Here is a 17921-nt window from a genome sequence, read left to right on the forward strand (position 1 = left end):
CCCGCGACATGTTGGCGGCATATCTCTGACGCGCGCAGATGTGATGTGTCTGGATGTTTCGGAGTGCTGCTATCAGGCTTCTCACCCGATCCGGTTCAGACCGTTCCTGATCGTCGAGAAGATGCCGCCGATGTCCTTGCGCAAGGCATCGAGCGCGTTGAAATTGTCGAAGATGCGGGCGAGGCGGTCTTCGACCTCGCGCTTGCTTTGGGTCAGCGCATCGACACGCGAGGCGAGGGTGACGTCGCCATTCGTCTCGATCTCGCCGACGGTCCTGGCGAGGAGATCGCGGGTGGCACCGACCTCCGCGATCAAGGCCTCGATGCCGAACACTGGGGCCTTCAACGGGACGAGGTCGGCCTGCGACTTCGACAGCTCCGTCTTGAAGGCGTTCAGCGTCGCCAGCGTCTCCTGCAGGGCGCCGAGGCGCTGGCGCGACTGCAGGACGAAATCGTTCAGCGCGTTCTGGCGGTCGGCAAGGGTCTTGCCGTCGGCGTCCGTCTCGACATCGGCGAGCGAGCGTTCGAGCTGGGCCTGGCGCTGGCCGAGCTCCTCGAAGTCGAGCCGGATGCTTTTGAGAATGTTGAAGCTGTCGTCGATGCGGGCGAGGCGCTGCTCGATCTCGATCCTGTTCTTCGACAACGTCTCGACGCGGCTGGCAAGCGACGTCTCGCCGCCGGTCTCGAGCTCGTCGATGGTCTTGGCAAGGCGCTCGTGGCCGAGGCTGAGCTCGCCGATCAGGGCGTTGATGCCGGCGTCCGAGGCACGCAGCGGCACCAGCTCGGCATGGGATTTCGCCAGATCTTCCTTGTACTGGTTGAGTGTCGCAAATGTCTCCTGGACGCAGTTCACCCGTCCTAGAAGCGCTGCCACGTCGCGTGCGATGTCCCTCTGCCGATCGGCGAGGTTGTTCTTGCGGTCGTCGGTCTCGAGATCGTGCAGGGAGCGTTCGAGCTGGTTCTGGCGGTCGCGGATCTCGGTGAAGACCGGCTCGACCGCGCGGCGCTGCTCGGCGACCTTGCCGACCATGTCGCGCAGGTGCTGCTGGCGACTGCGGATTTCGGCGAGCTGGTCGTGCATGTCGGTGGATTGGTTGCGGCCCTGCTGGAGCAGGGCGCGCTGCTCGGTCTCGCCCAGCTTGTCGTGCAGCGCAGAGACCGCCTCCCTCGGGTCGCTCTCGATCAAATGCTGGACGGTGGCATCCAAGTGGTTTTGCAGAGCGTGGGCAACGACGACGTCCTCGCGGGTTTTCTTCAGCCGGTCACGCAGCGTCTTCAGGCTGCGGTCCTGGCGCGACAGCCGCCAGGCTGAAGCGCCGATCAGGGTCAGCGCGAGGGCGGGGAATATTCCGGTCGCGATGCGCTGCGGCACCGGCAGGCCCGCGAACCAGGCGGGCAGGTGACTGATGTCGTGACCGAACGCCTGCTGGGCGACGACCGCGACGATGGCCAACAGGCCGAACCAGGCAATCAGGAAAAACAGCCACATCGTGAATTCCACACGCCGGCGCACATTTTCGCCATGATTGCCAAGAGCGGAACCGAGCGCAAGGGGCGGGCAGGCTTGTGGGCTGTTTCGGGCGCCGTGATCCACGGCTGGTTGCGTTGGCCGATGGGCGGGGCGGCGCGGAAGGTGCCGGGTTTTCCCGGACAGACGTTCCGCACACGCGTCATGCCCGGCTTGCCGGGACAAGGCCGGCCATGACGGATCGAGCAGCGTTAGAAGCCCGCGCGAGCGGAGCGACATGCGGGACCATGCGAAGAGTCGTCCCGGATGTCGCTTGGCTTATCCGGACTGCGGCGCCGTGCGCGCTATCATTTCTCGAGGAAGTTCGAGCGCATCTTGTCGGCGAACCAGACCGCGAAGATCGCACCGAACGCGAGAGCAAAGTACAGAGCCGTCCACAAAAGTGCATTACTTGCATTCGTCATGGCGTCCTCCCTGGCGTCAGAAACTGATTGCCGGGAAGGATAAGGCGGCCGTGCCGGCGCGATTTGCGCCGGATCAATTTTGCCGCGCTGCAGCGAGAATAAGTGAGTAGCCCGCATGAGCGCAGCGACATGCGGGACCACAGCGAAGAGCCGTCCCGGATATCGCTTCGCTCATCCGGGCTTCGGGACGGTGTTTGCAGCTACAGCCGAAACTCGTTGGTGAGCTCGCCGATGCCGTCGATCGCGACGGTGACCGTGTTCACCGGCTCCTTCATCACGCCGACGCCGACCGAGGTGCCGACGGCGATGAGGTCGCCGGGGAGCAGGGTCATGTCGTGGGAGATCCTGCTGACCAGCTCCTGCGCCGAGAAGATCATGTCGGAGATCGGGTAGTTCTGCCGCTCCGCGCCGTTGAGGATGGTGCGGACGATCAGCTTGGCCGGATCGAGGCCGGTTGCGATGACCGGGCCGAACGGGCCGTAATCGTCGATGCCCTTGGCGCGGGCCCATTGCGGGAAGGTGGGGTCGCTGGTCAGGATGTCGTTGGCGGTGATGTCGTTGACGCAGGTATAGCCGAAGATGCAGCTGTTGGCTTCGCTGGGGGAGACACGTGCGCAGGTCTTGCCGATGACGATGCCGAGCTCGCCTTCATAGGTGGTCTTGCCGTCGTAATAGGAGGGACGGCGGATCACGGCGCCGGGCGTCGTGATGGTGGTGGTGGCCTTGAGCAGATACAGCGGCTCCGGCGGCTCGGGCTGGTTGAGCTTGGCGGCGAGCGCGTGGAAATTATTCCAGAGCGCGACGATCTTGCTGGGCGCGCAAGGCGCCAGCAGCTCGACCTCCGACAGCGCCAGAATCTTGCCGGTCGCGGCGTTGCGGCCGAACATCTCGCCCTCGTGCACGCTGATGCCCGATGGCGTCAGCGTGCCGAAACCGGTCGCGCCATTATTCCGGAAGCGCAGCCACTGCTTCATCTCGCCCGCCATCAGGCCACCGCCAGTGCGCGGGGATCTGAAGGTGTCGAGACGCCGTCATAGAGCCCGGCGATGCGAGCGCGCTGGGTCACCATCGCCAGCACCGAATCGAGCGCGGGCGTCGCGATGCCGGTGATGCGGCCCATCTCCTGCACCACGGTGACGAGCGGGTCGATCTCCATCGGGCGGCCGCGCTCGAGATCCTGCAGCATCGAGGTCTTGTGCGCGCCGACCTTGCGGGCGCCCTCGATGCGGCGCTCGACGTCGACGCGGAATTTGACCCCAAACGTCTCGGCGATCGCTTGCGTCTCCACCATGATCGCGCGTGACAGCGCACGCGTGGACGGATCGGTGCAGATCACGTCGAGCGTTGCATGGGTCAGCGCGCTGATCGGGTTGAAGCAGACATTGCCCCACAGCTTGAGCCAGATCTCGTCGCGGATGCGGTCGAGCACCGGCGCCTTCAGCCCGGCCGCGACGAACAGATCGGCAAGGCGCTGCACGTCGCTCGTGATCTCGCCGGAGGGCTCACCGAGCGGGAAGTTGTTGCCGTAGACGTGGCGGATCACGCCTGGCGCCTCGATCTCGGTGGCGGGATAGACGATGCAGCCGATGGCGCGCTCGGCGCCGATCTCGCGCCACTGCCGCCCGCCGGGGTCGATGCTCTCCAGCGTCGAATTCTCGTACTGACCGCCATGCTTGTAGAAGTACCAATAGGGGATGCCGTTGACGGCGGTGACGATGCGGGTGTGCTGCCCGAGCAGCGGCTGCATCTTCTCGATCACGCCGGTGATGGAATGCGCCTTCAGCGTGATGATGATGTAGTCCTGCACGCCGAGCTCGGCGGGATCGTCGGTGCAGCGCGGATGCACGGTGTGCCTCTCCTCGCCCGCGAGCAGCGTCAGGCCGCGCTCGCGCATTGCGGCAAGGTGCGCGCCGCGCGCGATGAGGCTGACATCGGCGCCTGCGCGTGCAAGCTGAACCCCGAGATATCCGCCGATTGCGCCGGCGCCGTAGATGCAGATCTTCATGAAATCCTCGCGGGAGACCGGAATTTTGGGACGAAAGATCCGGTCCGGCTCGAACGTGTCCGAGCCGGCCGGTAGTCACAGGGGAAGTGTGCGTCGCTTCAGGCGGCCGCTTGCGGCGTGCCGTTGATGGCCTCGTCCATGGCAGCTGCGATGTCGCGCATGCTGATGACGGAGACGAGGCTGTAATCGTCGATGACGGGCAAATGGCGGATGTGATGCCGGTTCATCAGATGCCGGACCTGCTCGATCGTATCGCTGGAGGTGCAGGACACCAGCTGCTGCACCGAGACGAGCTGCGAGACCTTGACGTTGACGGCATTCGCGCCGTGCTCGGCGACGGCGCGCACCACGTCACGCTCGGTGAACATGCCGACGGCGGTGTTGCCCTCGGAGCGGACCACGTCCTTGACCACGAGAGCGCTGATGTTGTTGGCGCGCATCAGCTTGGCGGCGATACCCACCGTCTCGTTCATTCGCACCGTGACAACGCGCGGCGTCTTCTTGCGCAGAATGTCTCCGACCAGCATTGCAACCTCCCTGGGTGAATGTTGCGGGAAGTGTGGTATACATAATGCCAATCGTCAAGCGCTGGTTTGGGCGATCCGAAAAATCTTGCGACAGCAATACTGACGTTTGCTTGGTGCGAAAAAGAAAGGGGCGCATCCCTGCGCCCCTTGTTGATCCCTGCAATGTCAGTGGCGGCTACGCCGTCTCGGTCTTTGCAGTGGTCTCGGCCCTGCCGGTTGCTGTGCTCGCGCTCTCGGCTTCCTTGCCGAGGATGAAGGAACGGCGCATCGGCTTGATCACGAACAGCGCCGTCAGCGCCGCCGTCGCGTTCAGGGCGACCGCGACCACGAACACGGCCTTCCAGCCGTAGGTCGCCGAGATCACGCTGGCGAGCGGGACGAGCAGGGAGGCGGTGCCCTTCGCGGTGTAGAGCATGCCGTTGTTGGTGGTCGCGAATTTCGAGCCGAAGGTGTCGCCGCAGGTCGCCGGGAACAGCGAGTAGATCTCGCCGAACACGCCGAAATACACGGCGGTCGCGAGCACGAACACGACCGGGACATGACCGTAAGCCGACAGCGTCAGCAGCATCAGCGCCGCGGTGCCGAAGGCGATGAACATGGTGTGCTCGCGGCCGATCGTGTCGGAGACCCAGGAGAAGGGGCGTCCGAAACCGTCGAGGATGCGGTCGAGCGAGATCGCGAACGTCAGTGCCGCCATCTGGAAGCCGGCCAGCGTGACCGGGGTATCGGCGATCTCGAAGTCGTGCGCGATCGGGCCGATCTGCGCCGCGGTCATCAGGCCGCCGGATGCGACCATGACGAAAACGAGATACATCACCCAGAAAATAGGGCTGCGCAGCACCTGCGGCGGGGTGAAGTCGATCTTGGTCTGCGGCAGGTTGAGCTGCTTCTTCTTCGGCGGGATCGAGAGCCGCGGCGGCTGGATGAAGAAGGCGAGCACGAACACGATCACACCCTGGCCGATGCCGAAGGTGAAGAAGGCGTGCTGATAGCCGCTCGATGCGATCATGGTCGCGATCGGTACGATGGTGAGCGCGGCGCCCGCGCCGAAGCCCGCGGCGGTCGCGCCGGCGGCAAGGCCCCGGCGGTCGGGAAACCATTTCAGCGCGTTGCCGACGCAGGTGCCGTACACCGCGCCCGCACCCATGCCGCCGATGATCGCGGCCGCGTAGAGCAAGGTGAGACTGTCGGCATAGGAGTTGAGAATCCAGGACAGCGCGATCATCACGCCGCCGAACATGACGACGATGCGCGGGCCGTATTTGTCGACGAACCAGGCCTCGATCGGCACCAGCCAGGTCTCGGTGACGACGAAGACGGTGAAGGCGAGCTGGATCGCGGCGCGTCCCCAGTGATGGGCCGCATCGATCGGATCGACGAACAGCGTCCAGCCATATTGCAGGTTGGCGATCATCGCCATGCAGACGATGCCCATGACGAGCTGGAGCCAACGGAAACCGGTGCGAAGAGGCGCGGCCGTGACGGCGCCGTCCGTGCTGGAAATCATCAAGAACCTCCCAACGCGCCTGATTGATCACGACTTTGGATTGCAAGATGACCCAGTGTCGCAAATGTTGTGGCTTATCGTCGCAAGCGCGGCGCGGAGCTTGGTATACCATATTCCAGAATGCAAGCCCTATCTGCGGCGGATTGTCACAAATCTGCGGTTCCATTTGGAGCGGGAACGGCGCTGCAAGATGTCGCCAAAGCGAAAACGCCCGGCCGTGAGGCCGGGCGTCCGCTCGATGAAGAGCTTGATGGAGCGTGTCAGACGGTCGATTTGGCGACCACGACCTTGCGCCAGGGCTTGAGCACCGCGATCGCCAGCAGCGAAGCCAGGATGTTGGCGCCGGCCGCGATGATGAACACGCTGTCCCACGTGCCCGACGATTGCTGCATATAGTTGCCGATCGGGACCAGCAGTGCGGCGGTGCCCTTCGCAGTGTAGAGCAGGCCGGCATTGGTGGTCGCGAACTTGGCGCCGAACGTGTCGGTGCAGGTCGAGGGGAATAGCGAGTAGATCTCACCCCAGGCGAAGAACACGAAGCCCGAGAGCAGCACGAACCAGATCGGATCGTGGCCCCAGAGGTAGAGCATCCAGATGCCGAAACCTTCCATGCCGAAGGCGATGAACATCGTGTTCTCGCGGCCGATCATGTCGGAGATCCACCCGAAGAACGGACGCGTCAGGCCGTTGAGCACGCGGTCGATCGTGGCCGCGAAGGTCACCGCCGTCATCGTCACCGCCATCAGCGTGACGGGCACGTTGTCGACCTTCCAGTCGGCCGCGATGGGCTTCAGGTTGGCCGTCACCATCAAGCCGCCGGCGCCGACGATCACGAACATGAAGTACATCAGCCAGAAGATCGGCTGACGCAGCACCTCGGTCGGCTGGTAATTGCGCCGGGTCTGCAGCAGATTGGCATTGGCCACGACGTTCGGCACCTGACCCGCTTTCGGCGCGAGCAGGAAGAAGGCGAGGATGCAGATGATGATGCCCTGTCCGAGGCCGAAATAGAGGAAGGTGGTCTGGAATCCACTGTCCTTGATCATGGCCTGGATCGGCGCGACGGTGAGCGCGGAGCCCGCACCGAAGCCCGCGGCCGTGATGCCCGCGGCAAGACCGCGCTTGTCCGGAAACCACTTCAGCGCGTTGCCGACGCAGGTGCCGTAGACGCCGCCGGCGCCGATGCCGGCGATGATCATGCCGAGATAGTAGCCGTTGAGCGTGGTGGCCTGGGCGTTGATCGCCCAGCCGATGGCGCAGAGCACGCCGCCGACCAGCACGACGATGCGCGGACCGTATTTGTCGACGAACCATCCTTCGACCGGGACCAGCCAGGTCTCGAACAGGACAAAGAGCGTAAAGGCCCACTGGATCGACGCGCGATCCCAGCCGAACTTCTTCTGGATGTCAGGGACGAAGAACGTCCAGCCGTATTGATAATTGGCAATCATCACCATCGCGGCGACGCCAACCGCCAACTGCGTCCAGCGATAGGCATCGCTGACGCGCGCGACGCTTGGGGCCGCTGTTGACTGCACCATGTCTGTCATAAAAAACCCTCCCGAAGGCGCCGATCATTTTTATGCGTGCGCTGGTTCGCATCCTGGTATTCATTATGCCAAGATTCAAGCGAAGGACTGGAGGGTGCGGCGAAATATCGCGGATTCTTCACATGCACCATGGCTGCTCGATTGTAAAGCTCAATCGGCTTCCGGCCTGCGATCAACCCGTTGATTTCGTGAGAAGTCTTCCCCGTTTCGGCGAAGCCGCAAGCGGCTGCGGGAACCTGCGCATCCGCAATTTTCAGCTTCTGCGTCGGTGGAGCGCGCTGCCCCCTCGCACATCGGTGCGCGGCTGCTCAGTCCTGGAATTCTGTATTCCAGAAGTTCGGCCGCGCGGCGGGTTTCGGCGGCGGCCGCTGGCGCCGATTGCGCCGGCGCGCGCGCCTCACGCCATCGACATGCGCAGCCGGCTGTAGCCTTCCTGGATCGCGGACCAGAACAGGGCGACCAGACCGAGCGCCATGATGGTGCTGACGAGGCCGTTGGAGAAGAACACGCCGAGCGAGCCCTGCGATCCCAGCAGCGATTGGCGGAAGGCTTCCTCGGCCTTGTCGCCGAGCACGATGGCGAGCACGAGAGGTGCGAGCGGGTAGTTGCACTTCTTCAGGAGATAGCCGAGCACGCCGAACACCAGCATCAGCATGACGTCGAAGGTGCTGTTGTGCACCGAATAGGCGCCGATCGCGCACAGCACCAGGATGAGCGGGGCGATGATGCCGAACGGCACGCGAAGGATCGCGGCGAACAGCGGCACGCAGGTGAGCACGACGATGAGGCCGGCGAGATTGCCGAGATACATCGAGGCGATCAGGCCCCAGACGAATTCCTTCTGCTCGACGAACAGCATCGGACCTGGCTGCAGGCCCCAGATCAGGAGGCCGCCGAGCAGCACGGCAGCCGTCGGCGAGCCGGGCACGCCGAGCGACAGCATCGGCAGCAGCGCCGAGGTGCCTGCCGCATGCGCGGCCGTCTCCGGCGCGATCACCCCTTCGATCTCGCCCTTGCCGAAATTGTTGCCGCGCCGCGCCAGCCGCTTGGCGATGCCGTAGCTCATGAAGGATGCCGGCGTCGCTCCGGCGGGCGTGACGCCCATCCAGCAGCCGATCAGGCAGGAGCGCAGCGAGGTCATCCAGTAGGTCGGCAGCTCGCGCCAGGTCTGAAGCACGACGCGAAGGTTGATGCTGGCATTGCCGCCGCGGAAGGCGAGCCCTTCCTCCATGGTCAGCAGGATCTCGCCGATCCCGAACAGGCCGATCACGGCGATCAGGAAGTCGAATCCGTTGAGCAGCTCGGTGACGCCGAAGGTCAGCCGCAGTTGCCCGGTGATCGAATCGAGGCCGACCGCGGCGAGCGCGAAGCCCATCATCATCGCCGCGATGGTCTTGAACGGCGGCTCCTTGCTGAGGCCGACGAAGCTGCAGAAGGCGAGGAAGTACACCGCGAACTTCTCCGCCGGACCAAATCGCAGCGCAAAGCCCGCGACCAGCGGCGCGACCAGCGTGATCATGATGACGGCGAACAGCGCGCCGACGAAGGAGGAGGTGAAGGCGGCCGTCAGGGCTTCGCCGGGCTTGCCCTGCTGCGCCATGGGATAGCCGTCGAAGGTGGTCGCCACGGACCAGGGCTCGCCGGGGATGTTGAACAGGATCGAGGTGATGGCGCCGCCGAACAAGGCGCCCCAATAGATGCATGACAGCATGATGATCGCCGACGTCGGCGGCATGCTGAAGGTCAGGGGAAGCAGGATCGCCACGCCGTTGGCGCCCCCGAGCCCCGGCAGCACGCCGATGATGACGCCGAGCGTGATGCCGATGATCATCAGCATGATGTTGTAGGGCTGCAGGGCGACCGCGAAGCCGTGAAATAGATTGGCCAACTCTTCCATATCGATACGTCCTGCAGCAGCAATTGAATGAATGCGTGGCCCTTACAGACCGAGCCACTCCTCGAACGGCCCCTTGGGAAGCGGGACCAGGAACCAGCGCTCGAAAACGAGATAGGTCACCACCGGCATGCCGACCGCCACCGCGATGACCGTCAGCCAGCGATAGCCGCCGAGCCAGCGCATGAACCAGGCGATGAAGACCATCGAGGCGATGTAGAGGCCGATGAACGGCATCGAGCCGACATAGATCGCGGTGGGCACGACGACGCTCATGACCTGGCGAAGCTGTCCCCATGCCGCGAACAGGCGGCCGTCGTCGTCGCGTTGCGCGCTCCAGAGATTGATTGCGCTGGCGCCGACGATGGCGGCGCCGACATAGAACGGGAAGAATCCGGCACGCGGGCCTTCCGCGCCCCAGTTGATGCCGGCCTTGATGCTGCCGAAGATCACGACGAGACCAAAGGCGCCGATCAACAGCGCCATGCCGATCTCCAGCGTCTTGTGGGTCGGGCCGGATTCGGATTGTTCAGTCATGGGAGCTCCAGGCGGAATCGGACTGTTTCGCAGCAGACGGGAGGACGACCGGCGTCCTCATCCGTCATCGGTGTCGCGGGTCAATCCCGGGATCAATTGCCCGGCGCGAGGAAACCGGCTTCCTTCATCAAGCCCTCGTGCCGCTTCTCCTCCGCCTCGACCCACTTGGCGTAGTCGGCCCCGGTCAGGAAGGTCGTGTTGAAGGCGCCGCTCTTCATGAAATCCTGCCATTCCGGCGTGGCGCGAACCTTCTTGAACAGCTCGACGTAATACTCGACCTGATCCTTGGTGGCCTTGGGCGACATGAAGATGCCGCGCAGCATGAGATATTCCATCGCGAGGCCCTGCGACTTGCAGGTCGGAATATCCTTCCAGGCCTTGCCCTCTGCGATCGGCTCGTCATAGGCCATCGGCTGGGCGTCGAAGACGCAGAGCGGACGGAGCTTGCCGCCGCGCCATTGCGCGACCGCCTCGATCGGATTGTTGACGGTGGAATCGACGTGATTGCCGACGAGCTGAACCGCGACCTCGCCGCCGCCCTTGTAGGGGATGTAGGTGAACTTCGCGTCGATCGCCTTCTCGATGCCGACCGTAATGATCTGGTCTTCCTGCTTCGAGCCGGTGCCGCCCATCTTGAATGAGCCGCTTGGGGCCTTCTTTGCGGCGTCGACGTAATCCTTGACGCTGGTGTACGGCTTTTCGGCATTCACCCAGAGCACGAATTCATCCAGCGCCAGCATCGCGACCGGAGTCAAATCCTTCCAGTTGAACGGAATCCCCGTTGCCAGCGGCGTCGTGAACAAGTTCGAGAGCGTGATGATGATCTTGTGCGGATTGCCCGACGACGTCTTCACGTCGAGAAAGCCTTCACCGCCTGCACCGCCGGCCTTGTTGATGACGACCAGCGGCTGCTTCATGAGATTATGCTTGGTGACGATGCCCTGGATGGTTCGTGCCATCTGATCAGCGCCGCCGCCGGTGCCCGCGGGCACGATGAACTCGACCGGACGAACCGGCTCCCAGGCCGCAAAACTTGCAGTGCTGCCGGCGCACGACATCGCCATTGCCGCCAAAGCGACATTCAGAACGAATGACTTCATCTCGTTTCTCTCCCTGTCGAAACGCGGCCGTTCTTTGCCAGCTCGCGTCAGCCCATCTGGATTCACACGCTTGGGGTCACCTTTGCGGTCGATCTCCCATTGCAGCCTCACCAACCAGAAGTTTATGAGCGGGGACAAGGCGCGACATCCGCTCCTTTGGGCTAAGGCTCCGCCCTGATTGGCAAACGTGCCATTTCCTTGGCCGTTCCTGTCCCGCGCTCTGCATCCCCATCTAGCACCTTGGTCGTGCAATCGTTTTGGTTGTCGAATGGTATGCGAGATGCCAGCTGGCTCACAATTGGACGGCTGGCCAAATCGGCGGACCAATCGTCGCAGTTGTGTTCGCGGGCGAAGCGGGGACCAAAAGGAAATGGCCCCGACGAGGGGGCCATTGATCAAACCTAGCGTCTGCGGTTGCCTGCCGCGCGCCGTTTCGGCTGCGCGGGAAAGGCCTTCTTACAGGCCGAAACGCGGCAGGTCGCCATTGTGGTTCGAGATCTCGGCGCTCGCCATCAGGAAACGGTCGACCGCAGCCATGAAGCGGCTGAACAGCGAGGAGGACGGGGCGAAAGCGACGGAAGCGGTCTTGGACATTGGAATTCCCTTTCTTGAGACGATCAGTCTTGGCGTCTCGTCTGGGGATGAAACTATGTATACCAGATGCCACTGTCTACGCGCTTGTTTGCATAGCAGCATACAAAATCCCGCATTGCAGCATAATGCGGGGTTAATGAGGCCGGTTCGGGCTTAAATGGCCTCCAAACGGGGCTTTCCGGCTTAGACGCCGTCTCCGGACGCCGAAGCGTACCTGCCAGAGGCATGTCCATACGCTTGAAGGGGAAACCGGGGCCCACCGCGCGACCTGAAGCGAGCCGCAATGGCCGAGGGCTTTGCAGGGCAAGGCTTTGCGGGGCAAGGCTTGGCAGGGCAAGGCTTGGCAGGGCAAGTCAAAGCCGCTAGTGGTCTGCCCCCTTCCAATCATCTGTCAGAGTGGTTCATGTCGAGCGCCTCGCCCGCCGTCTCGATCGGCATCGATTTTGGGACCAGCAATACGGTCGTCGCCCTTGCGGCGGACGACCGCCGGGTCGAGGCCATCCGCTTCGATCACGGCGGACAGCGCCACAGCGTCTACGTGTCGGCTTTGTGCTTCTGGGAGGATCGGCCGGGCGCCGGTGCCCAGGCCGAAGGCGGCCCCTGGGCGATCGAGACGTTCCTCGAAGGACGCCACGTCTACCGCTTCCTGCAGTCGTTCAAGACGTTCGCGGCGAGCAGCAGCTTCAACACCACGCAAGTGTTCCGGCAGCGCTTCAAGTTCGAGGATATTCTGGCGGCGTTCCTGCGGACACTGGCGCGCCATGGCGGCGACAGGTTCGGCTTCGAGACCTCGACCATCACGGTCGGCCGTCCCGTGCGCTTTGCCGGCGGCAATCCCGACGAGGCGTTGGCGATGCAGCGCTACCGCGCCGCGTTCGAGCGCCTGGGCGCCGGCCATGCGCGCTACGTCTACGAGCCCGTGGGCGCGGCGTTCTCCTTTGCCCGGAGGCTGGAGCGCGATGCCACCGTGCTGGTCGCGGATTTCGGCGGCGGCACCAGCGATTTCTCCGTGATGCGTTTCTCGCGCGCGGGCGGCAGCCTTCGCGCCGAGCCACTCGGCCACGCCGGCATCGGCATCGCCGGCGACACGTTCGACTACCGCATCGTCGACCACGTCGTCTCGCCGCGGCTCGGCAAGGGCTCCAGCTTCCGCTCGTTCGACAAGGTGCTGCCGATCCCCAGCGGCCATTACACCAACCTCGCGCGCTGGCATCAGCTCGCGATGATGAAGAGCAACGGCGATCTGCGTGAGCTGCGGGAGCTTGCACGCACCGCGCTGAAGCCGAAGCTGCTCGAGGATTTCATCACCATCGTCGATCTCGACCTCGGCTTTTCGCTGTACCGTGCAGTGTCAAATGCCAAGGTTGCGCTGTCGGCGCAGGACGAGGTGGATTTCCGCTTCAAGGGCGGCGGGGTCGATATCGGATCGACCATCACGCGGAAAAATTTCGAATCCTGGATTGCAGATGACATCGCCCGGCTGGGGGCCACCGTCGACAAGGTGCTGGCCCAAGCCGGCGTCACCGCGCGCGAGGTGGAGAAGGTGTTCCTGACCGGCGGCACGTCCTTCGTGCCGGCCGTCCGAAAACTGTTCGCCGAGCGGTTCGGCAACGAACGGCTGATGTCGGGCGATCAGTTCGAGTCGATCGCCTATGGCCTCGCGCTGATCGGGCACAGTCCCGACCCGGACCGCTGGACGGCAGGTGGCGGGCTGGAGGCGAAGGCGGGCGCTTGACGATTGTCCGTCATTGCTTCGCTGCGCTCGGAATGACCGCGTGGGTAGAGCGGCGCATCAGATCGAACAGTGCCGTAGGGTGGGCAGAGCGAAGCGTGCCCACGCGTCTGTCGCCGTACGAGAAAGATCGTGGGCACGGCGCAAGTGCGCCGTTGCCCACCCTACGACACCAACTACGATACTTTCGTCACCGCTACTGATTGATCTCGGGCTCGACGAGCTTCGCCAGATTGCGCAGCGATTCCTGCCAGCCGAGATAGCAGGCCTCCGGCGGGATCACGTCGGGGATGCCGGCCTGCGTGATGTCGATCTCGGTGCCGACCGAGACCTTCTTCAGGATCACGGTGACCTCGATCTCGCCGGGCAGGTTGGGGTCGTCGAACCTGTCGGTGTAGCGGAGACGTTCGCCGGGCACGAGCTCGACATATTCGCCGCCGAACGAATGGCTGTTGCCCGTCGTGAAATTCCGGAATGACATCTTGAACGTGCCCCCGACCTTGGGCTCGAAATGATGCACGGTGCAGGTAAAGCCGTTCGGCGGCAGCCATTTCGCCATCGCATCGGCCTCCAGGAAAGCCCGATAGACTTTTTGCGGGCTGGTGGCGAGAACGCGGTGCAGGCGGATCGTGCTGGGCATAGTTGTTATCCTCAGTGTTTGATGGGCCCGAGATTGGCGTCTATGGCCCATTCATGTCACGAGGACGACCGGGAAGCCGCCGATCCGACATGGCATCTCGTTTTTTTTGTCGGCGGTCCTTCTGGCCGGGTTGCTAGATCGCTGCGACATCCTGTGGCGTCATCGTGAATGCCAGCCTGTAGCGGCCGATCTTGATATCCTCGCGAGCACCCGCCGCGTGAAGCGACGACGGCGAGAATTGGCCGGCGATCCCGGCGTCAACCACATCGGCATCGTAACCCGACAGCAGGACGATCCAGTCGGCAGCGCCGTCCCTGCCGCGGATCTGCTGCTCTGTGGTGGGCGCGCTCGTGCGAGGCGTGTCGGTGAAGAGGAGGTGGGCGCCTGTCAGCCCCGGCTGCAGCGCCAATGCGTTGAGCGTTTCCGAGAGGCGCGTTTGAAGCTCCGTCTCCCGTCCGGCCTGGGGCGACAGCCTGATGGTTGCCAGCGATGTCGCCACACCGCCGCCGAAGCTCGACGCCACCCGGCACTGGCTGCGGACCATGCCGAGATGATGCGGCATCATCTTCGCCGACCACGGCGTCGGCGCATTGAGCCGGTCGAGATATCCGCTCGACGTGAGCACCTCATACTGTTCGAGCTCGTAGAGCACGAAGAAGCCCTCTGCGTCCGTCGTGCTGGTCCAGCGCGAGCCGCGCCGGAAACCGGGAATGCTCATCCGCTCCGGAAAGTGCTCATGCGAATGCCAGTCGCCGAACTCGCTGCGCTGTTCGGGGCGAACTCTCCACCACATCGCGACGGCGGCCTTGCCCAGTAGTGACATGGTGACCTCCCATCCTGCGCAGCAAGATCGGCCCCAATGTCTACGCCTCGTCAGCGGAAGCCACAATTCCGCAGCGTTCCTCGTTCAACTCCTCAGCGTTTCGCCAGAGGGAGGCCCCGCGTAGTCGTCTCAAACCTGGGAATGTTCCGCCGAGGTCCTGGTGCAATTAAGCTTGGACAAGCCTTGCAAGTAGAGACGGTGAGGTATACCTTAAAAGCTGTTCGTTCAGCCGCTGTGCCTTGTTGAATGCGCCCGCGGGCTCCTTTTCCAGAGACATCGACGAATTGAATTGGTTCTGCGTGAGCGTCACGCGGAATGTGCGCTTGCGCGCTTTGGAGAAGAAAATGACGACAGGTACCGTGAAGTGGTTCAACGGCCAGAAAGGCTTTGGATTCATTCAGCCCGACGACGGCGGCCAAGATGTGTTCGTTCACATCAGCGCGGTCGAGCGGGCTGGTCTTGCGGGTCTCGCTGAAGGCCAAAAGGTCAACTTCGAGGCCAAGACCGACAAGATGCGGGGCAAAGTCAGCGCAGAGAATCTCTCGCTGGCCTGAGCTCCCTGGTGCCGTTTCACGGATGTACTGAAACGGCCACGCTGCCCGCTCGATCCTAGGGATTGAGCGGGTTTTGTCTGTTTTCGGAGCAGGGTGAGGGATGAGCGCCAGGAAATCGGCAGAACCGTCACCCGAAGGTATCGCGCGTTCCAACCGCCAACGATTGGCGGCTGAAGAAGGAGCGCGCGCCATGGCGGATGCCGTAAAACAGGCGGTCGACGTTCGCAAGAACATGGCGCGGCTGCGCGAACTGCGCGAAGCCAAGGAAGCGGCCGACGCGACCCTTCGAGCATCGTTGCCGGCATCGCCCCCGACGAAGCGCAAGAGGAAGCCGCCGCAATAATCGACTTCAGCAGCGCCACCGACGAAATCTGGAGAGGACCGGTCACATGCCGAAGAGTGCGGGTCGTGCCTAGAGCCAAGTCGGACGGCGGTGGCACAATCACCTTTTTTCTGGCGCTTGGCGCTGGCCGACAGATGTGCCGGCTCGCGACCACGTTCCAAACGCAGAAACAGGCCTTCAGCTATCTTCAGAAGCACCGCACCGAGTTTGAGCGCATCGCGCGGACCCGGCTGGCGTCCGGGGAGCTCGAGGACGGCGTCGTCCTTCTCTCGATGCTCTAGAGCATGATCCGGAAAACGTACGGCGGTTTTCAGCCGGCCGGATGCAGATCGTAACCAGCGACAAGACGCTTCCTATTCGGGCAAGCCTTTTTCAAGCAGCTCTTTTTCAAGCTGCTCTTTCGACTTCGCCTCGCGGGCCAATCGCTCCGCTTTGAGCCGCTCGCGGTTCTCGTTGAGGGAGTGCTGGTCCTTGGCATAGTCGTTCATCGGCTTCTGCGTCTTGACTGGCTTGAACGCCTTGTTGGCTTCGCGCTTGGCCCGATCAGAGGATTGATCTCTCAACATTTCGACCTCACTTCGATCAATGGGCGTAGCCCGGGAGCGCCTGACGCGACGCCTCCCGCCTGCAAGCCGATATGGATTGATTGGTCACCCTCCGAACGGGAGGGTGGATCATCCTTCAGTGTTGGGCGGGTCTGGCGCGAGGTTCGGTCACTCGCCGTGGAGGCGGCACGTTCGCATTTCTGAGAGCATGCCGGTCGAAGAAGTAACGGCCGGTGTGCGGTTCGGTTCCTTTGGCGCGAACAAAAAGGCCGCCGAAACCGGCGGCCTTTCGCGCTTGCAGCGAGCTTGCTTACTCCGCGGCCTGCTTCTGCGGCGGGTCGAGCGCGCCGGACTTGTGGATGTCGGCGACCTGGTGGTCGCTGAAGCCGAGCACGGAGCGCAGGATCTCGTCGGTGTGCTCGCCGAGCAGCGGGGAGCGCTCGACGTCGCTCGGGCTATCCGACAGCTTGATCGGGTTGCCGACCGAAATGTACTTGCCGCGGGTGGGGTGGTCGACTTCGACCAAGGTACCGGTGGCGCGCAGCGACTGGTCCTCGATGATCTCCTTCATCGACAGGATCGGGCCGCAGGGGATGTCGTCCTTGTTGAGGATTTCCATCGCCTCGAACTTGGTCTTGGTCATCGTCCACTGCTCGATGCGCGCAAAAATCTCGTTGAGGCGCGACAGCCGGGCCGGCGGCTTGGCGTAGTCGGGATGGGTCTTCCAGCCGGGTTCGCCGATCACGTCGCAGATCTTCTCCCAGACCGGCGCCTGGGTGATGAAATAGAGGTAGGCGTTGGGATCGGTCTCCCAGCCTTTGCACTTGACGATGCGGCCGGGCTGGCCGCCGCCGGAATCATTGCCGGCGCGCGGCACGGCGTCGCCGAACGGAATGCCTTCGCCGTACTGGCTGTATTCCTTCAGCGGGCCATGGGCGAGGCGCTGCTGGTCGCGCAGCTTGACGCGGGCGAGGTTGAGTACGCCGTCCTGCATCGCAGCCGTAACCTTCTGGCCCTTGCCGGTGACGGTGCGCTGGTAGAGCGCGGTGACGATGCCGAGCGCGAGGTGGAGGCCGGTGCCGCTGTCGCCGATCTGCGCGCCGGTCACGAGCGGCAGGCCGTCGCGGAAGCCGGTGGTGGAGGCGGCGCCGCCGGTGCACTGCGCGACGTTCTCATAGACCTTGCAGTCTTCGTACGGTCCGGGGCCGAAGCCCTTGATAGAGGCGACGATCATCTTCGGGTTGATCGCCTGGATCTTCTCCCAGGGGAAGCCCATGCGGTCGAGCACGCCGGGGCCGAAGTTTTCCACCAGCACGTCGCACTTCTTGATCAGCTCGGTGAGGACTTCCTTGCCCTTGGGGTTCTTGGTGTCGAGCGTGATCGAGCGCTTGTTGTGATTGAGCATGGTGAAATACAGGCTGTCCACGTTCGGGATGTCCTGCAGCTGGCCGCGGGTGATGTCACCCACGCCCGGACGTTCCACCTTGATCACGTCAGCGCCGAACCAGGCGAGCAGCTGCGTGCAGGTCGGTCCTGATTGAACGTGGGTGAAGTCGAGAATGCGAACGCCCGTAAGCGCTTTGGTCATCGTGTTGCTCCGTACTCTGTGTCTGCCCCCGCCAACCGCAGGGAATTAAGG

The 17921-nt window shown here is 63.5% G+C and carries 18 protein-coding genes; 4 read left to right on the forward strand and 14 right to left on the reverse strand.

Annotated elements, in window-relative coordinates; translation table 11 throughout:
- Nucleotides 1-81: 81 nt before the first annotated feature.
- From XH81_RS25300 to XH81_RS25345, 10 genes are all read right to left on the reverse strand, one after another.
- Complete coding sequence (locus XH81_RS25300) at nucleotides 82-1488, reverse strand: hypothetical protein (protein WP_028143026.1); 1407 nt, start codon at nucleotides 1486-1488, stop codon at nucleotides 82-84.
- A 643-nt stretch (nucleotides 1489-2131) separates the two neighbouring features.
- Entirely contained in the window at nucleotides 2132-2917 is a 786-nt protein-coding gene (locus XH81_RS25305) for a fumarylacetoacetate hydrolase family protein (protein WP_080670197.1), read from the reverse strand.
- The gene (locus tag XH81_RS25310) at nucleotides 2917-3936 is read right to left on the reverse strand and encodes a 2-dehydropantoate 2-reductase (RefSeq protein ID WP_028143028.1); all 1020 of its coding nucleotides are present in this window, start codon (nucleotides 3934-3936) and stop codon (nucleotides 2917-2919) included. The genes XH81_RS25305 and XH81_RS25310 overlap by 1 nt, the downstream gene beginning before the upstream one ends.
- A gap of 98 nt (nucleotides 3937-4034) precedes the next feature.
- On the reverse strand, nucleotides 4035-4463 hold the full coding sequence (locus XH81_RS25315) for a CBS domain-containing protein (RefSeq protein WP_028143029.1): 429 nt from the start codon (nucleotides 4461-4463) through the stop codon (nucleotides 4035-4037).
- Between the two features lie 175 nt (nucleotides 4464-4638).
- Nucleotides 4639-5970, reverse strand: a complete 1332-nt coding sequence (gene oxlT / locus XH81_RS25320; RefSeq protein WP_271596403.1) for an oxalate/formate MFS antiporter — start codon at nucleotides 5968-5970, stop codon at nucleotides 4639-4641.
- A 260-nt stretch (nucleotides 5971-6230) separates the two neighbouring features.
- Nucleotides 6231-7520: an oxalate/formate MFS antiporter gene (gene oxlT, locus XH81_RS25325; protein WP_028143031.1), complete on the reverse strand. Its 1290-nt coding sequence runs from the start codon at nucleotides 7518-7520 to the stop codon at nucleotides 6231-6233.
- A 397-nt stretch (nucleotides 7521-7917) separates the two neighbouring features.
- Entirely contained in the window at nucleotides 7918-9417 is a 1500-nt protein-coding gene (locus tag XH81_RS25330; RefSeq protein WP_028143032.1) for a tripartite tricarboxylate transporter permease, read from the reverse strand.
- A 42-nt stretch (nucleotides 9418-9459) separates the two neighbouring features.
- Nucleotides 9460-9951, reverse strand: a complete 492-nt coding sequence (locus XH81_RS25335; protein ID WP_028143033.1) for a tripartite tricarboxylate transporter TctB family protein — start codon at nucleotides 9949-9951, stop codon at nucleotides 9460-9462.
- Nucleotides 9952-10043: 92 nt separating this feature from the next.
- Nucleotides 10044-11051 carry a Bug family tripartite tricarboxylate transporter substrate binding protein gene (locus tag XH81_RS25340; RefSeq protein ID WP_028143034.1) on the reverse strand — a complete coding sequence of 336 codons (1008 nt, stop codon included), beginning with the start codon at nucleotides 11049-11051 and terminating at the stop codon, nucleotides 10044-10046.
- A gap of 456 nt (nucleotides 11052-11507) precedes the next feature.
- The gene (locus tag XH81_RS25345) at nucleotides 11508-11645 is read right to left on the reverse strand and encodes a hypothetical protein (protein WP_162832240.1); all 138 of its coding nucleotides are present in this window, start codon (nucleotides 11643-11645) and stop codon (nucleotides 11508-11510) included.
- 403 nt (nucleotides 11646-12048) lie between these two features.
- On the opposite strand from XH81_RS25345, the gene XH81_RS25350 reads away from it, so the two are divergent.
- Nucleotides 12049-13380: an Hsp70 family protein gene (locus XH81_RS25350; RefSeq protein WP_028143035.1), complete on the forward strand. Its 1332-nt coding sequence runs from the start codon at nucleotides 12049-12051 to the stop codon at nucleotides 13378-13380.
- Nucleotides 13381-13573: 193 nt separating this feature from the next.
- Here XH81_RS25350 and XH81_RS25355 read toward each other — a convergent pair whose 3' ends face one another.
- On the reverse strand, nucleotides 13574-14017 hold the full coding sequence (locus XH81_RS25355; protein ID WP_028143036.1) for an SRPBCC family protein: 444 nt from the start codon (nucleotides 14015-14017) through the stop codon (nucleotides 13574-13576).
- A 133-nt stretch (nucleotides 14018-14150) separates the two neighbouring features.
- A complete protein-coding gene (locus XH81_RS25360) occupies nucleotides 14151-14840 on the reverse strand; it encodes a hypothetical protein (RefSeq protein ID WP_028143037.1) in 690 nt (229 codons plus the stop codon).
- A gap of 344 nt (nucleotides 14841-15184) precedes the next feature.
- Here XH81_RS25360 and XH81_RS25365 point away from each other — a divergent pair, with 344 nt between their 5' ends.
- The 3 genes from XH81_RS25365 to XH81_RS25375 all read left to right on the forward strand — a co-directional run bounded on the left by XH81_RS25365 (nucleotide 15185) and on the right by XH81_RS25375 (nucleotide 16018).
- Nucleotides 15185-15394, forward strand: coding sequence for a cold-shock protein (locus XH81_RS25365; protein WP_028143038.1), 210 nt, complete (start codon nucleotides 15185-15187; stop codon nucleotides 15392-15394).
- Nucleotides 15395-15494: 100 nt separating this feature from the next.
- Nucleotides 15495-15737 (forward strand): hypothetical protein, encoded by a 243-nt coding sequence (locus tag XH81_RS25370; RefSeq protein WP_028143039.1) that lies wholly within the window; start codon nucleotides 15495-15497, stop codon nucleotides 15735-15737.
- Between the two features lie 56 nt (nucleotides 15738-15793).
- Nucleotides 15794-16018: a hypothetical protein gene (locus XH81_RS25375; RefSeq protein WP_028143040.1), complete on the forward strand. Its 225-nt coding sequence runs from the start codon at nucleotides 15794-15796 to the stop codon at nucleotides 16016-16018.
- 72 nt (nucleotides 16019-16090) lie between these two features.
- Here the strand turns inward: XH81_RS25375 and XH81_RS25380 are convergent, their stop codons facing one another.
- Together XH81_RS25380 and frc are read right to left on the reverse strand one after the other, a co-directional pair.
- Entirely contained in the window at nucleotides 16091-16303 is a 213-nt protein-coding gene (locus XH81_RS25380; RefSeq protein ID WP_028143041.1) for a hypothetical protein, read from the reverse strand.
- 289 nt (nucleotides 16304-16592) lie between these two features.
- Nucleotides 16593-17870, reverse strand: coding sequence for a formyl-CoA transferase (gene frc, locus XH81_RS25385; RefSeq protein WP_018315863.1), 1278 nt, complete (start codon nucleotides 17868-17870; stop codon nucleotides 16593-16595).
- Between the last annotated feature and the right edge of the window lie 51 nt (nucleotides 17871-17921).

Source organism: Bradyrhizobium sp. CCBAU 25360, from assembly GCF_028128695.1.
Taxonomy (GTDB): domain Bacteria; phylum Pseudomonadota; class Alphaproteobacteria; order Rhizobiales; family Xanthobacteraceae; genus Bradyrhizobium; species Bradyrhizobium ottawaense.

Bases quoted from the DNA above. Each gene is read 5' to 3' on its own strand.
- XH81_RS25300 (WP_028143026.1), bottom strand. From the start codon at position 1,488: ATGTGGCTGTTTTTCCTGATTGCCTGGTTCGGCCTGTTGGCCATCGTC.
- XH81_RS25305 (WP_080670197.1), bottom strand. From the start codon at position 2,917: ATGGCGGGCGAGATGAAGCAGTGGCTGCGCTTCCGGAATAATGGCGCG.
- XH81_RS25310 (WP_028143028.1), bottom strand. From the start codon at position 3,936: ATGAAGATCTGCATCTACGGCGCCGGCGCAATCGGCGGATATCTCGGG.
- XH81_RS25315 (WP_028143029.1), bottom strand. From the start codon at position 4,463: ATGCTGGTCGGAGACATTCTGCGCAAGAAGACGCCGCGCGTTGTCACG.
- oxlT (WP_271596403.1), bottom strand. From the start codon at position 5,970: ATGATTTCCAGCACGGACGGCGCCGTCACGGCCGCGCCTCTTCGCACC.
- oxlT (WP_028143031.1), bottom strand. From the start codon at position 7,520: ATGACAGACATGGTGCAGTCAACAGCGGCCCCAAGCGTCGCGCGCGTC.
- XH81_RS25330 (WP_028143032.1), bottom strand. From the start codon at position 9,417: ATGGAAGAGTTGGCCAATCTATTTCACGGCTTCGCGGTCGCCCTGCAG.
- XH81_RS25335 (WP_028143033.1), bottom strand. From the start codon at position 9,951: ATGACTGAACAATCCGAATCCGGCCCGACCCACAAGACGCTGGAGATC.
- XH81_RS25340 (WP_028143034.1), bottom strand. From the start codon at position 11,051: ATGAAGTCATTCGTTCTGAATGTCGCTTTGGCGGCAATGGCGATGTCG.
- XH81_RS25345 (WP_162832240.1), bottom strand. From the start codon at position 11,645: ATGTCCAAGACCGCTTCCGTCGCTTTCGCCCCGTCCTCCTCGCTGTTC.
- XH81_RS25350 (WP_028143035.1), top strand. From the start codon at position 12,049: ATGTCGAGCGCCTCGCCCGCCGTCTCGATCGGCATCGATTTTGGGACC.
- XH81_RS25355 (WP_028143036.1), bottom strand. From the start codon at position 14,017: ATGCCCAGCACGATCCGCCTGCACCGCGTTCTCGCCACCAGCCCGCAA.
- XH81_RS25360 (WP_028143037.1), bottom strand. From the start codon at position 14,840: ATGTCACTACTGGGCAAGGCCGCCGTCGCGATGTGGTGGAGAGTTCGC.
- XH81_RS25365 (WP_028143038.1), top strand. From the start codon at position 15,185: ATGACGACAGGTACCGTGAAGTGGTTCAACGGCCAGAAAGGCTTTGGA.
- XH81_RS25370 (WP_028143039.1), top strand. From the start codon at position 15,495: ATGAGCGCCAGGAAATCGGCAGAACCGTCACCCGAAGGTATCGCGCGT.
- XH81_RS25380 (WP_028143041.1), bottom strand. From the start codon at position 16,303: ATGTTGAGAGATCAATCCTCTGATCGGGCCAAGCGCGAAGCCAACAAG.
- frc (WP_018315863.1), bottom strand. From the start codon at position 17,870: ATGACCAAAGCGCTTACGGGCGTTCGCATTCTCGACTTCACCCACGTT.